Source organism: Aeromicrobium sp. (assembly GCF_050700635.1).
Lineage (GTDB): Bacteria > Actinomycetota > Actinomycetes > Propionibacteriales > Nocardioidaceae > Aeromicrobium.
In genome coordinates this window covers 24,999-38,829 of sequence record NZ_JBOHDT010000174.1, presented here as the reverse complement: position 1 = coordinate 38,829, position 13,831 = coordinate 24,999, and the positions used below count along the sequence as shown (strand labels likewise).

The following is a 13,831-nucleotide window of genomic DNA, read 5'->3' as shown; positions in this document are numbered from 1 at the left end:
GCCCCGCCGTCACGACGGCCCGGCCGGTGGGATCGTGCTGCTATGGTTGGGATGGCGGCAACTCTGCCGACCAATCAGAGAAGACTTCTTCGTTGACCGTTGGGCCTCGCACGGCCTCGCCTCGATTCCGTCGGCTCCTCTGAACTCTCAGAGGAGTGCAATGTCCCCGTATGTGTCCAACTCCGTCTCTGTCGGCGCCGGCTCCGCGCTCGAGCCGAGCAAGGTCGCGTCGGTTCCGCGTGGCTCGTCGGCAGTCGTCTACTGCGAGGGCCAGTTCGGCGAGCAGGACGGCAAGACCGCCAACGGGCTCGTTCGGCACTCGGAGAAGTACGAGATCCTGAGTGTCATCGACAGCCGCCAGAGCGGCGTGGACGCCGGTACGTTCCTGGACGGCGCGGCCAACGGGATTCCGGTGCTGCCCGGCCTGGCGGAGGCCATCGCGCACGCCGGTCGCGTACCCGACTACCTGATCTGTGGTGTGGCGCCGGCCGACGGTCTGCTCTCGCGGGCACAGCGGACGGTCCTGCTCGACGGCATCGCCCGGGGAATGCACATCATCAACGGTCTCCACGAGTTCCTGAACGACGACCCCGAGTTCGTCGGGGCGAGCCTGCTGGCCGGCGTGACCATTACCGACGTCCGCCGTCCCAAGGAGAAGAAGGATCTGCATCTCTTCTCCGGCCGGATCTTCGACGTGACCTGTCCTCGGATCGCCATCCTCGGCACGGACGGATCCATCGGCAAGCGCACCACCGCGACGTTGCTCGTACAGGCCCTCAACGCGCGCGGGATCAGGGCCGTCATGGTCGGCACCGGACAGACGACGCTGATCCAGGGCGGGAAGTACGGCGTTGCGCTGGACGCGCTCGTCCCCCAGTTCTGCTCGGGTGAGGTGGAGGCGCAGGTCGTCGCGGCCTTCGAGGGCGAGGACCCCGACGTGATCGTGGTCGAGGGACAGGGCGCGCTCAGTCATCCCGCCTACCTGTCGTCGGCCCAGATCGTACGCGGCTGTCGACCGGCCGGTGTCATCGTGCAGCACGCGCCGAAGCGTAAGGTGCTCGGCGACTTCCCGATGGTGCCGATGCCCGACGTCGCCGATGAGGTACGGCTGATCGAGGCGTTCGCCGACACGAAGGTCATCGGCGTCACCGTCAACCACGAGCACATGACCGACGACGAGATCGGCACCGCCATCGACGAGCTCGAGGTCGAGCTCGGGCTGCCGGCGACCGATCCGCTGACCCGCGACCTGGACCGGTTGGTCGACATGGTGCTGCGCTCGTTCCCCGCACTCGAGGTGAGCCCCGCCACGAGTACCCGGTGACGGCGCCTCGCCTCGAGGTCGACCTGGGGGCGATTGCACGGAACGCGCGTGTCCTCGTCGATCACCTGGCCCTCAAGGGCATCCGGGTCACCGGTGTCACCAAGGCCGCCCTGGGGTCCCCGGGCGTGGCCGACGCCATGCTCCGAGGTGGGGTCACCGGGCTCGGCGACTCTCGCGTCGAGAACGTGGTCCGGCTGCGCGCCGCGGGCGTGACCGGGCCGATCACGCTCATCCGGTCCCCGATGCCGAGCGAGGTCGCGCGCGTCGTACGCAACGCCGACATCAGCCTCAACACCGAGGCCGTCGTACTCGAGGCGCTCTCGACGGCTGCGACGCGGCAGAGCACCACGCATGCCGTGATCCTGATGGTCGAGCTCGGTGACCTGCGCGAAGGTGTCCCCGCCAGCGACGTGGTCGACCTCGCGCTGGTCGTCGGCAGGCAGCCGGGACTGAGGCTGCTAGGCCTCGGAACGAACCTGGCATGCCAGAACGGCATCGCGCCCGACGACCGCAAGATGGCCGAGCTCTCCAGACTCGTGGAGCAGGTCGAGTTCGCCTGTGGGAACGAGCTGTCGGTCGTGTCCGGCGGCAACTCCGCCAACCTCGACTGGGCGCTGGCGGCCGACGACGTCGGGCGCATCGACGAGCTACGTCTCGGCGAGGCCATACTGCTCGGCACCGAGCCGCTGCAACGACGCCCGATCGCGGGCCTTCGTACGGACGCGTTCACGTTGGTGGCCGAGGTGATCGAGGCGAGGGAGAAGCCGGCGCAGCCGTGGGGCGACGCCGCCCAGGCGGCATTCGGTGAGCGACCGCGGCGCGTTCGGACCGGTACCGTCCGGCAGGCGATCCTTGCCGTCGGTCGGCAGGACGTCGACCCGGACGGTCTCAGGCCGCCGGAGGGCATCACCGTGATGGGGACGAGCAGCGACCACCTCGTTGTCGACGTCGGCGACCACGAGGTATCGGTCGGCGACGAGATCGCCTTCCAGCTCGACTACAGCGCTCTCCTGCGCGCCATGACGTCGCCGTTCGCGACCAAGGTCGAGCACGGCGCCGTACTGCCCGTCGGGTACCCGCCGCCCCGGAGAGGGGCCGACGTCGCCTGACGGCGGACGACGATCACAGGCACACCTACCCCGTCGCGAGCGACAGGACGAGCATCCCGGACGCGTTGACGAACAGCCGCGAACCGAGGTCGCGTGCGCGCAGGTGCATGCCGATCGCGATCAGGAAGTATGCGACGAGAGCGGCGCAGGTGACGAGACCGAAGTAGGGGACCCACAGACCGCCGACCAGTCCGGCCGCGGCGGCCAGTTTGAGCGGTGTGAGCAGCGGCCACATCCGGCGCGGGAGGTGCACGGCCTCCAGGCACTCACGTACGAAGGGCGCGGGCCCGATGCACAGGATCGCGTCCACGACCTGGATGACGGCCAGAACGAGCAGCGGCCACTCGGGCTCGGGGTAGGCAGGCATCGGGCAGATCCTCTCGGATCGGTGGTCTACCGAAGCGACACCGTGCGATCGGAATCTGTGACATCAACGGGGTGAAGCGGGTGTGTGGCGCCGACGCGCCTGACAGCATGGCAGGAACGGGGTACGACCTTCGAGGAAGGAATGACGATGCCAACAGTCGACTCCACGGCACCGGCAACCACCGCCACGCTGCACTACGAGGACTCCGGAGGCGACGGCCGGCCCGTCGTACTGATTCACGGCTGGCCGCTGAGCGCAGAGTCCTGGCACGACCAGATCGGCGCGCTGAAGGGCGCGGGACACCGGGTGATCGCCTACGACCGCCGGGGGTTCGGCCAGTCGTCGAAGCCGGACACCGGGTACGACTACGACACCTTCGCGGCCGACCTCGAAGCGCTGCTCCGCGCGCTGGACCTTCGTGAGGTCACGCTGGTGGGCTTCTCGATGGGCGGGGGAGAGGTCGCGCGGTACCTCGGTCGGTACGGCAGTGAGCGAGTGCGGTCCGCGGTCTTCGCGGCCGCCGTGCCGCCATACCTGTACAAGTCGGAGGACAATCCCGACGGCGGACTGGACGATGCGACCATCGAGCAGTTCCGGGACGGAGCCGCGAACAGCCGAGAGGAGTTCCTGGACAGCTTCCTCACCGGCTTCTTCTCCGCGGGCGATGACCTGAAGGTCAGCGAGGACGAGAAGCAGGACGCGTTCCGGCTGACGCGGCCGGCCGCCGACGCCGCCCTGGTCGGCTGCATCGGCGCGTTCTCGCGTACGGACTTCCGCGACGACCTTGCCACGATCGACGTGCCGGTGCTCGTCGTGCACGGCGACTCCGACGCGATCGTGCCGTTCGAGGTCAGCGGCCGGCGTACCCACGAGAGCGTCGCCGACAGCACGCTGGCCCTCATCGAGGGTGGCCCGCACGGCCTGAATGTGAGCCATGCCGACGAGTTCAACGCGGCGCTGCTGGAGTTCCTCGCCGAACGCTGAGCCCTATCGTGGGCTGCCACGACGCGCTGCGATAGGGTTTCATTCGGCTCGTTGGACGACGGGCCATCGGGCTGTGGCGCAGTTTGGTAGCGCACGTGACTGGGGGTCACGGGGTCGCAGGTTCAAATCCTGTCAGCCCGACCAAAGAACCGGCTCTGACCAGTGGAAACGCTAGGTCAGGGCCGGTTTGACATTTGAACCACACGGCCCTATTCCCACCTGCACAGCCTCGACAAGATGGTCTGGGCCACCAGCCGTTGCTCCTCGACGGTGCCCAGCGAGCCCAGGGGGACAACCGTGCACCGGGCGTTGGGCTTGTCCAGGTCTTGCAGGATCGATGGTTGGTCGCCAGCCCAGACGTCCCAGTCAAGCACCCCGAGGTTGGCAGCACGCAGTCCGAGCTGCTGGGCGCTGGGCGAGTCGGATCCGGTGAGCTGGTCGAGGCTCTCGATGAGCTGCCGGTCGGCCCCCACCTGCCGCAGGAGGTCGGCCAGAACGGCGTACTCCTCGCGGTCCTGCACCGGATCGAGGCCGAGGACCGCGGCCTGTGCGTTGGTGTCGAGCTCCGCGAACCGGAGCCGCAACAGATGGTCTGCGCGCTCGTCGTTGCCCCACACGGCCACCTGGTCGGGAACATCCCGGTAGCGCTCCGAGACCATGGGGTCTGCGTCCGGCCGGACCCGGCTCAGCCCGACGTAGTCAGAGTTCGGGTCCAGGATGATGACTCGCAGTTCGGTCTCCGCCAGCATCTGCTCCAGCAGCAGACCCAGTGAGTAGGTCTTGCCTGACCCGGACTGCCCGCACATGAATGTGTGCCGGTTGAAGCCCCCGCTGTCCAGCACTGCCGGCACGCCGGGTGCGTGGAGCAGCTCGCCGATCGTGAGCCCGGCCCGATCGGGGTTGGGCCCGGCGAGCACCGCACTGACCTCGTGCGGTTCGGCGAGCCGAACTCGCACGTCGTGGAACGATGTCCCGACGTGGTCGAGGATCAGACCCGAGCCGCGCGCGATCCGTAGCACGATGCTTGTGGGTCCGCCGCCCTCGCGATTCATGTCGACGCGCGCCGAGTCGCTGGCAATGTCGGTGACCTGACCCAGCCGGGCACCGTCGTCCCCATCGAGCATCACGTAGCAGCCACGCTCGAGCGTCAGCTCGTGCAACGACGCCTGGAACTCGAAGGTCACCCCGTCCACTGACGTCGCCAGAGGCAAGGTTCCGCGTTCGAGGCGCTCGCGAGTGGACCGGTAGCTCGCGACCTGCTCGGCCAACTCATCGACCAAGCCGTCCCCAGGGGTCGTCACGTCAGACATGGCGACATGGTCGCCCGCGACCGGATGAAGCACTTCCCCGCAGCGAGTGAGCCTCACGCCCCCATCGAGATGCTGTTGTCCAGCTTGATGACCACCCGACCGCGGTGGCGTGCTTGTGCCGGATTCCCTCCGCGGCGGCAAGGACGTCACACCGGCGGCACCACACTAGGAACCCCCGTTGCAAGTTCGACCTCACACCCGGCGGGTGATCCGCGGCGCTGCGTCCCGCTCTGTACTGGACTGGAAGGGGAGAGCGATATGTGTCGTTGGCTCGCGTACTCAGGTTCGCCGGTGCTTCTGGAGGACCTTCTGTTCAAGCCCGAGAACTCCCTCGTGATGCAAAGCAAGCACTCACGGCTGGGCGTGGAGCCCATCAACGGGGACGGCTTCGGTGTCGGCTGGTACGGCGCCCTGGAGACACCAGGCATCTACCACAGCATCGAGCCGGCGTGGAACGATCGCAACCTGCGGGAGCTCTCCGCCCAAGCATCCGCCGGTCGGGTCTTCGCCCATATCCGTGCGACGACCGGCACGGCCGTCCAGCAGACCAACTGCCATCCCTTCCGCCACGACCGTTGGCTGTGGATGCACAACGGGGCAATCGCAGACTTTTCGTCGGTGAAGCGGGATCTGACCCTGGCCGTTGACGCTGCCCTCTTTCCGGACATCGAGGGATCCACGGATTCCGAGATCTTCTTCTTCCTCGCGCTGACCTTCGGACTCCAAGCGGACCCGCCGTCAGCGGTCGCTCGAGCGGTCGCCCTCATCGAGGAGGTAGGGCGACGCCACGGCGTTGAGCAGCCGATCCAGATGACGGTGGCCACCACCGATGGGGACACCACGTGGGCGTTTCGTTACTCCAGCGAGGGCAGGTCTCGCTCGCTCTTCCACAGCGCTGACATCTCCACGCTCCGTCTTCAGTATCCCGACAACGACGTCCTCCAAGAACTGTCCGATGACGCCCGGCTGGTGGTTTCCGAGCCGCTCGGAGATCTGCAGGGAGCGTGGGTGGAGGTTCCGGAGTCCACGTGCCTGATCGTGCATGCTGGCCAGGAGGAGCTGCGCGAGTTCTCACCCTTGCTCGTGTCCACACCGAAATGAGACCGTGACCGCAGCGGGGTCAAGCACAAGCCGAAGCAGTTGCTGCGTCGGACCGGATGCTCCGTTTCCTAGAAGAGAGCAAGTCCGGTCTTCGGCGCACAGAGCCCTTCCCGCCCGAGTCTCGTCAGGTTCCTGCTTCTTGGTGGGCGCCTCATGCGGCAGATCCTTGGTGAAGGCCAGGGAGAGAAGGGCCAGGAAGGCTGCAGCCAGCAGCCCGGTCTTGAGCGCTTGTAGCTGCGCGGACTCGTAGTCGTCGACGAGCGCCTCGGCGGTCGGCTCGTCCAGCCCTGTCTCACGGGCAGCGGCTCCGATCTGGTCGGCGGATACGAAGTCGATTCCGGACCCGACGGCTACGCCGACCTGCTCGGAGACTGCGCTGCTGATCCGCTCATCGGTCGAGACGTTGGAGACGAACGCGGAGGTGAGTCCGGACAACACGATCGCGCCGAGCAGGGCGACTCCCAATGACGAGCCGAGCTGCTGGCCGGTGAACTGCAGGCCGCCGGCCTCGCCCCGGCCCGAGGCATCAACCGAGGACTGAACGACGTTGCCGAGCTGGGAGGCAATCAGCCCCATGCCAACACCCAGCACCGCCATCGACGAGAGGAAGCTCGGGTTGTCCAGCTCCGGCTCGATCGTGGCCATGAGCATGACGGTCGCGACAAAAACGGACACCAGGCCGGCCCGCACGATCGACCGGACGGAGTAGCGGCCGGACAACCGTGACCCGGCCGCGGAGGCGAGGAACATGGTGATGGAGACGGGCAGCATCTGGAGGCCGGTCTCCAGGGCGTCGAGCCCGATCACCAGCTGCAGGTATAGCGGGATCGTGAAGAAGACGCCCATCAGGATCAGGTTCTGGGTGAACAGACCGATCAGACCGGAGCGCAGTGTGGCGATCTTCAGCATCGCCAGGTGCACCAGCGGGTCGCGTCCGCTGTTCTCTCGGCGCCGTTGCCACTGCGTGAACGCCCATAGAAGGACCACACCGCCACCCACGACGAAGAACGTCAGCGAGAAGCCGAACGGCGTGACCGGTGAGTCTTCCTTGGGTTTGATCCAGCCCCAGGTGCTCGATTGCAGGACACCCAGGACGACCAGGCCCAGGCCCGTTGCGGAGAGGACGGTGCCAACGATGTCGAGCTTCGGCGCCGGGCCGGTTCGTACGGCGTCGGCCACCTTCGGGGTCATCACCAGGATCAGCGCCACCAACAGCACCTCGCCGGCGAAGATGATCCGCCACGAGTACTCCGTGGTCGCCCAGCCGCCCAGGATCGGCCCCACGGCGATCCCTGCCCCGGCTACCCCGCCGATCACCCCGTACGCCACCTTGCGCGACGCGCCCTCGAAGTTGCCCGCGATCAGGGCCACCATCGCGGGCAAGACCAGCGCGGCACCGAGCCCTTCGAGGATCGACCAGCCAAGGGTCAGGACGGCCACGGTCGGCGCCAGCGCCGTCATCGCCGAACCGCAGGCATAGATGATCAAGCCGATGACGAACGCCCTCCGCCGGCCGATGATGTCACCGATCTTGCCTCCGGTGAGCATGAACATGGCCATCACCAGGCAGTAGAGCGTGATCACCGCCTGGATCGTGGTCACCGTCGTGTCGAAGTCGGCCACCAGAGCGCTGATCGAGACATTCATCGCCGACTGGTCCAGCACCATGACGAACTGGGCGATGGCCAAGGCCACGAGCGGCAACCAGCTCGTCTTCTGCGTCGGGCTCGTCTCTGGCTCCTGGGAGCTACCGGCAGGCACGATTCTTCATCCCACTCGTGATCGCGACCCGCGCGGGGTACTACGGATCGGTGAACGTCCGGACATTCGTGATTCCGAGTGGTCCGAAGAACTCTTCGCGCTTGGGCGAGGCGAGCCAGTGGTTGGTGTCATGGTTGCCGCTCACCATAGGCCGATTGTCAAGGCTCATGGCCGGGTTGGCAGGTCAGGCCTTCAGAGCGTTGCCCAGGGCGTCGACGGCGTGGTCGACCTCCTCGCGGGTGATGACCAGCGGGGGAGCGATGCGCAGCGTGTGCTCATGGGTCTCCTTGCAGAGCACGCCCTGGTCGCGGAGGGCCATCGAGACCTCGCGGCCGGTCTTGACGGTCGGATCGATGTCGACGCCGGCCCACAGTCCGCGGCCGCGGACCTCGGCGACGCCGACGTCGGTGAGCTCGTGAAGTCGCTTGTGCAGGTGATGGCCGAGCTCAGTGGAGCGCTGCTGGAACTCACCTTTCGCGAGAAGCTCGACGACTGCTCGTCCGACCGCACAGGCCACCGGGTAGCCGCCGAACGTGGAGCCGTGCTGACCGGGCTTGAGCACGCCGAGCACGTCGCGCCGGCCCACGACCGCGGACACCGGGACGATGCCACCGCCCAGCGCCTTGCCGAGGGTGTAGAGGTCGGCGCGCACGTCTTCGTGGTCGAGGGCGAACAGCTCGCCGGTGCGGGCGAGTCCGGACTGGATCTCGTCGGCGATCATCAGCACCGAGTTCTCGTCACATGCCGCACGGACGTCTGCCCAGAAACCCTCGGGGGGCACGATGACGCCGGCCTCGCCCTGGATGGGCTCCATCAGCACGGCCGCCGTGTTCGGTCCGATGGCGGCGCGCACCGCCTCGGCGTCGCCGAACGGCACGGTGATGAAACCGGGCGTGAAGGGCCCGTAGTTGTCGTGTGCAGCCGGGTCGTCGGAGAACGAGACGATGGTCGTGGTGCGACCGTGGAAGTTGCCGGCCGCCACGATGATCTCGGCGGAGTCGAACTCGACGCCCTTCACCTCGTACGCCCACTTGCGGGCCACCTTGATGGCGGACTCGACCGCTTCGGCGCCGGTGTTCATGGTGAGCACCATCTCGGTGCCGGTCAGGCCGGCGAGCTCTTGGCAGAACGCACCGAACTGGTCGTTGTGGAAGGCACGGGAGGTCAGGGTGAGCCGGTCGAGCTGGTCGTGGGCCGCGCGGATGAGCTCCGGGTGCCGGTGACCGAAGTTCAGCGCGGAGTACCCGGACAGGAAATCGAGGTAGCGCTTGCCGTCGACGTCGGTGACCCAGGCCCCTTCGGCCTCGGAGATCACGACGGGAAGTGGGTGGTAGTTGTGCGCGCCCCACTGCTCATCGAGCGTGATGAAGTCGCCGGAAACGGTAGCCATGTCGTCAGGCTATCCTCGGGGCGTGCATCACCCGCAAATCGAGGCCGCATTGCGCCCCACGGGATTGCTGCTTCGCTCCGGGCGAGCGATTTCTGCCGCCTTGACGTGCACTCTTCTGGCCGCCGGCGCGCACCTTTCGGCCGGGGGCCGAGCTTCGGTCGCGGCTTTGGGCGCCGTCCTCGTCGGCACCTGGCTGATCGCCGTCGTGCTTGCAGGGCGCCGCTTCACGACGTCTCAGCTGATCGGCCTGTTGATCATCGGACAGGTCGTCGTGCACCTGGTGTCCGCCCCTACCGGGGGATCGACCACCGATTCCACCATGCTCGTTGCCCACGTCACCGGCACGGCGGTGAGTGCGTGGATGCTGCGGCACGGTGAGGACGCGCTGTGGACGCTGGCCGATCGGATCGGCCTGCACCCCTTGGCCATCACCCGAGTGGTGCCGGTTGCACCGCGAAATGTTGCACCGGTGCCGGTGGTCTCATCGCGGCCGCTGCGCCGGATCATGCTGGCTCACGCCATCGAGGGACGGGGTCCACCGGTCGGTTTCGCCTGAGTCGTCCGACACCCACACTCCCTCACGGAAAGATCTCTCATGTCACGAAACCTCGCGCGGCTCGGTGCTGCGCTCATCACCGCTGCCCTCATCCTGTCCGCATCACCGGCTTCTGCCCATGTCACCGTCTCCAGTTCGGATGCCGCGGCGGGCGGCTTCGGCAAGGTCGTGTTCCGCGTGCCCTCCGAGTCCGAGACGGCCGCCACCACCAAGATCCGGATCACCCTCCCGGAGGACACACCGTTCGCCTTCGTCAGCGCGCAGACGAAGCCTGGGTGGAAGCTCGACGTCAAGGAAGCCGACCTGGCCGATCCGATCACGGTCCATGGCACGACGTTGTCCAAGGCCGTCCGCACTGTCACGTGGACGACATCGGGCGACGGCATCGCTCCAGGCGAGTTCGACGAGTTCGCACTCTCGGCCGGGCCTTTCCCGAAGGTGCGCACGATGAGCTTCTCCGCAGAACAGACTTACGACGACGGCGAGGTCGTCCCGTGGGACGAGCCGACGAAGAAGGGTGCTGAAGAGCCCGAGCATCCGGCGCCGACGCTCGAGCTCGCAGCACCTGAGGTCGTGAAGTCCGCGGCCACCGAGTCGGACGACACACTCGCGCGAACCATGTCCGGAGTGGCGCTCGTGACGGCCGTCGTCGCACTCTTCCTGGCGCTGCGTCAGAATCGACGTCGTGCCTAGATTCGTCCTCATGGCAGCTGTTGCCGCCTTGGCGATCCTGACGGTGGGGTCTGGTCCGGCGGCGGCGCATGCGACGCTCGTCGGGTCCGACCCCGCCGACGGATCGAGCCTGACCACGGCGCCACGAGCTGTGTCGATGACGTTCAGTGAGAACGTCGGATCAGGCTTCGTCGCCGTCACGGCGCCGAGCGGGACACGGGTGAAGACGTCCAACGTCCGGACGGTCGACCGTGTCCTGACTGCGGACGTCGCCGACAGCGACGAACGCGGCCGCTACACCATCGCCTATCGGGTGGTGTCGGCCGACGGGCACCCGGTCGCCGGTGAGCTCACGTTCACGACCACGTCCGGACGCGACGTCAAGAAGGCCGCTGCCGTTCCCGAGGAGGCCTTCGTCGACCGTCACCGTGGGCACCTGGTGCTCGGTCTCGCTGTTGCCGTCCTCGCCGTCGGTTTGATCCTGGCTCCACTTCGACGGGGGAGGGACGGATGACGCGGGTCTCGAGACTCGCGCTGGGCGGATTCGTCGTCGGGATCCTGGTGATGGTCGTTGCACTCGAGCTCGGACAGGGGGCGCCGAAGCCGAGCCCAGCCGGCATTCCCGACCCCGGCCAGCTCGTCGGCTGGGCGCTCCCCACGATCACCCTTCTCACCCAGCTGGCGGCGGTCGCAGTCGCCGGCTTCCTCCTCGCTGCGGTGTTCCTGCTGCCCACCGGCAAGGACGTGGTGGAGGGGCTGTCGGTCTCGGCTGTTGCTCTCGCGTCGCGGTGGGCGTTCGTGTGGTCGATCTCCAGCCTGGTGCTGTTCGTTCTCACGGTCAGCGACGTGTTCGCCCGCCCGCTCACCGATCTGTCGTTCACGCTCTTCACGGCACTGGCGTTCGAGACCTCACTCGGACGGGCGCTCCTCGTCCAGGCGGTCGCGGCCGGCATCGTCGCAGCGGCTTGCCGATGGACCATCGGTGTCCGACCCCTGGCGGTCTGGCTCGGGGTGGCGCTGGCGACCCTGCTGCCCGTCTCGCTGACCGGACACTCCACGTCGTCCGCCTCGCACGACCTCGCGACCACGAGTCTTTTCCTCCACGTCGTCGGCGTCAGCATCTGGGTGGGCGGACTCGTCGCCCTCGGCTGGGTGGCACTGCGAGGAAGCAAGCGGCTTCCGGACGCCGTCGCCCGGTACTCGACCCTCGCGCTGTGGGCCTACATCACGGTCGCGGTGTCCGGTGTCGCGAACGCGTCGGTGCGACTCGTCGGGTGGGGTGACGTCTTCGGCACCTCGTACGGCCGCCTCGTCGTCGCCAAGGTGGTGGCTCTCGTGCTCCTCGGCGTGTTCGGCTGGCGTCATCGACGGCAGATCGTCGAACGTGGCAACGGCTTCCTGCGCCTTGCGGCCGGTGAAGTGTTCCTCATGGCCGCGACGATCGGGCTGGCCGTCGCCCTGTCGCGTACGCCCACGCCGGCCAGTGACGTCGTCACCACGCCCGCCGAGGAGCTGCTCGGCGGTCCGATGCCCGCGGCACCGTCGGTGGCACGGCTGCTCTGGGGGTGGGAGCCCACTGGAGTAGCGCTCGCCGTTGTCGGACTCGGTCTCGCCCTCTATGTGAAGGGGCTGCTCGTGCTGCGGCGCCGTGGCGACGCGTGGCCGTTCGGTCGCACCGTTGCCTGGATGACCGGACTCGGACTGATCGCCTGGGCCGGCATCGGAGGCCTCAGCCAGTACTCCCACGTGCTGTTCAGCGCGCACATGGTCTCGCACATGGTCCTGTCGATGGTTGCGCCGATCTTCCTGGTGCTGGGAGCCCCGGTCACGCTGGCGCTGCGAACGCTTCCGGGTCCGCGTCAACCGGGAGACGTGTCGCCCCGAGCGATGCTCACCGGGTTCCTGCGCTCACGATTCGCCCGCGTCGTGACACATCCGATCGTCGGGCCGGCGCTGTTCGTCGGGAGCCTCTACGCCCTGTACTTCTCGCCGGCCTTCGGACAGCTGATGGGCAGCCACTGGGGACACGCGGCCATGCAGCTGCACTTCATAGCTGTGGGGTCGCTGTTCTTCTACGTGCTCGTCGGGGTGGACCCGTCGCCGAGGTCCCTGCAGCCGATCGTGCGGTTCGGCCTGCTGCTCGTGACGATCCCGTTCCACGCGTTCTTCTCGATCGCGCTGATGTCGTCGAGCACCGTGATCGCCGAGTCGTACTGGCGGGAGATCGACCGGCCATTCCGCACGGATCTTCTGGCCGACCAGTATCTCGGCGGAGGCATCTCCTGGGCCATGGGGGAGATTCCGCTCCTGCTCGTGATGGGCGCTCTGTTCGTGCGATGGATCCGGTCGGACCGCCGCGAGGCGCGTCGCCTGGACCGGGCGGCGGACCGCGACGACGACGCCGAGCTCAACGCCTACAACGCCTACTTGCGCGACCTGGCCGAGCACGGACGACGGCGGGACCCCTGAGTCCCCCACGGGTAGGCCCGCGGGAGGTGCCCCAGATCCCAACGCCGTCGAACACGACCCTTGAGCCGGGAGGTGACTCTCAGGCTCAATGACCGGTCAGAACAGCACCTGTCCGCCGCCGGTCGCTGCGGTGAATCTCTCCTGGGCGTCGGCCCAGTTGACGATGTTCCAGAAAGCCTTCACGTAGTCGCCCTTGACGTTGAGGTAGTCGAGGTAGAAGGCGTGCTCCCACATGTCGAGGAGGACGACGGGGATCAGCGTCGGTGAGAGGTTGCTCTGGTGGTCGTACAGCTGGCCCATCACGAGCTTCTGGCCGAACGTGTCCCAGGCGGTGATGGCCCAACCCGAACCCTGGATGCCCAGCGCCGTCGCCTCGAACTGGGCGCGGAAGGTGTCGAACGACCCGTACTGGTCGTCGATGGCTGCACCGAGCTCGCCATCGGGCTTGTCACCACCCTGGGGAGTGAGGTTCTTCCAGAAGATCGAGTGGTTGACATGGCCCCCGAGGTTGAACGCGAGGTTCTTCTCGAGCATGTTGATCGAGTCGAACGAGTTGGACTCACGCGCCTCCTCGAGCTTCTCGATGGCGGTGTTGAGACCGTTCACGTAGTTCTGGTGGTGCTTGCTGTGGTGCAGCTCCATGATCTTGCCCGAGATGTGCGGGTCGAGCGCACCGTAGTCGTAGGGCAGGTCGGGAAGTGAGTAGTCGGCCACGCATCCTCCTCGAGACAGGGCACTCGAGCGTGCCGCATGTGACGTGTGCAGTTCTGATCCTCAGTCTGTCAGTC

At 67.3% G+C, this 13,831-nt stretch carries 13 protein-coding genes and 1 tRNA gene; 9 read left to right on the top strand and 5 right to left on the bottom strand.

Annotated features, from left to right (window positions below; translation table 11 throughout):
* Positions 1–160: 160 nt before the first annotated feature.
* Complete coding sequence (locus tag ACRDPN_RS13815; protein ID WP_431449054.1) at positions 161–1,324, top strand: DUF1611 domain-containing protein; 1,164 nt, start codon at positions 161–163, stop codon at positions 1,322–1,324.
* On the top strand, positions 1,321–2,433 hold the full coding sequence (locus ACRDPN_RS13810) for an alanine/ornithine racemase family PLP-dependent enzyme (protein ID WP_431449052.1): 1,113 nt from the start codon (positions 1,321–1,323) through the stop codon (positions 2,431–2,433). Before ACRDPN_RS13815 ends, ACRDPN_RS13810 begins: the two co-directional genes overlap by 4 nt.
* A gap of 25 nt (positions 2,434–2,458) precedes the next feature.
* Here the strand turns inward: ACRDPN_RS13810 and ACRDPN_RS13805 are convergent, their stop codons facing one another.
* On the bottom strand, positions 2,459–2,800 hold the full coding sequence (locus ACRDPN_RS13805; RefSeq protein WP_431449050.1) for a DoxX family protein: 342 nt from the start codon (positions 2,798–2,800) through the stop codon (positions 2,459–2,461).
* Positions 2,801–2,947: 147 nt separating this feature from the next.
* Here ACRDPN_RS13805 and ACRDPN_RS13800 point away from each other — a divergent pair, with 147 nt between their 5' ends.
* Positions 2,948–3,784, top strand: coding sequence for an alpha/beta fold hydrolase (locus tag ACRDPN_RS13800; protein WP_431449048.1), 837 nt, complete (start codon positions 2,948–2,950; stop codon positions 3,782–3,784).
* A 67-nt stretch (positions 3,785–3,851) separates the two neighbouring features.
* A tRNA-Pro gene (locus tag ACRDPN_RS13795) sits at positions 3,852–3,928 on the top strand.
* A gap of 65 nt (positions 3,929–3,993) precedes the next feature.
* Here ACRDPN_RS13795 and ACRDPN_RS13790 read toward each other — a convergent pair.
* Positions 3,994–5,094 (bottom strand): helicase HerA domain-containing protein, encoded by a 1,101-nt coding sequence (locus ACRDPN_RS13790; RefSeq protein WP_431449046.1) that lies wholly within the window; start codon positions 5,092–5,094, stop codon positions 3,994–3,996.
* Positions 5,095–5,352: 258 nt separating this feature from the next.
* Here ACRDPN_RS13790 and ACRDPN_RS13785 point away from each other — a divergent pair, with 258 nt between their 5' ends.
* Positions 5,353–6,195, top strand: coding sequence for a class II glutamine amidotransferase (locus ACRDPN_RS13785; protein ID WP_431449044.1), 843 nt, complete (start codon positions 5,353–5,355; stop codon positions 6,193–6,195).
* Here the strand turns inward: ACRDPN_RS13785 and ACRDPN_RS13780 are convergent.
* On the bottom strand, positions 6,166–7,956 hold the full coding sequence (locus ACRDPN_RS13780; protein WP_431449042.1) for an MFS transporter: 1,791 nt from the start codon (positions 7,954–7,956) through the stop codon (positions 6,166–6,168). The two genes, ACRDPN_RS13785 and ACRDPN_RS13780, sit on opposite strands and share 30 nt — an antisense overlap.
* 184 nt (positions 7,957–8,140) lie before the next feature.
* Entirely contained in the window at positions 8,141–9,346 is a 1,206-nt protein-coding gene (gene rocD, locus ACRDPN_RS13775) for an ornithine--oxo-acid transaminase (protein WP_431449040.1), read from the bottom strand.
* Between the two features lie 22 nt (positions 9,347–9,368).
* Here rocD and ACRDPN_RS13770 point away from each other — a divergent pair, with 22 nt between their 5' ends.
* The 4 genes from ACRDPN_RS13770 to ACRDPN_RS13755 are packed head-to-tail and all read left to right on the top strand — an operon-like array spanning position 9,369 to position 13,043.
* A complete protein-coding gene (locus ACRDPN_RS13770; RefSeq protein WP_431449038.1) occupies positions 9,369–9,902 on the top strand; it encodes a hypothetical protein in 534 nt (177 codons plus the stop codon).
* Positions 9,903–9,941: 39 nt separating this feature from the next.
* On the top strand, positions 9,942–10,595 hold the full coding sequence (locus tag ACRDPN_RS13765; RefSeq protein WP_431449036.1) for a YcnI family copper-binding membrane protein: 654 nt from the start codon (positions 9,942–9,944) through the stop codon (positions 10,593–10,595).
* Positions 10,588–11,088 carry a copper resistance CopC family protein gene (locus tag ACRDPN_RS13760; RefSeq protein WP_431449034.1) on the top strand — a complete coding sequence of 167 codons (501 nt, stop codon included), beginning with the start codon at positions 10,588–10,590 and terminating at the stop codon, positions 11,086–11,088. The genes ACRDPN_RS13765 and ACRDPN_RS13760 overlap by 8 nt, the downstream gene beginning before the upstream one ends.
* Positions 11,085–13,043, top strand: a complete 1,959-nt coding sequence (locus tag ACRDPN_RS13755; RefSeq protein ID WP_431449032.1) for a cytochrome c oxidase assembly protein — start codon at positions 11,085–11,087, stop codon at positions 13,041–13,043. Before ACRDPN_RS13760 ends, ACRDPN_RS13755 begins: the two co-directional genes overlap by 4 nt.
* Positions 13,044–13,139: 96 nt before the next feature.
* On the opposite strand, the gene ACRDPN_RS13750 is transcribed toward ACRDPN_RS13755, so the two are convergent.
* Complete coding sequence (locus ACRDPN_RS13750; protein WP_431449030.1) at positions 13,140–13,757, bottom strand: superoxide dismutase; 618 nt, start codon at positions 13,755–13,757, stop codon at positions 13,140–13,142.
* Positions 13,758–13,831 lie beyond the last annotated feature (74 nt).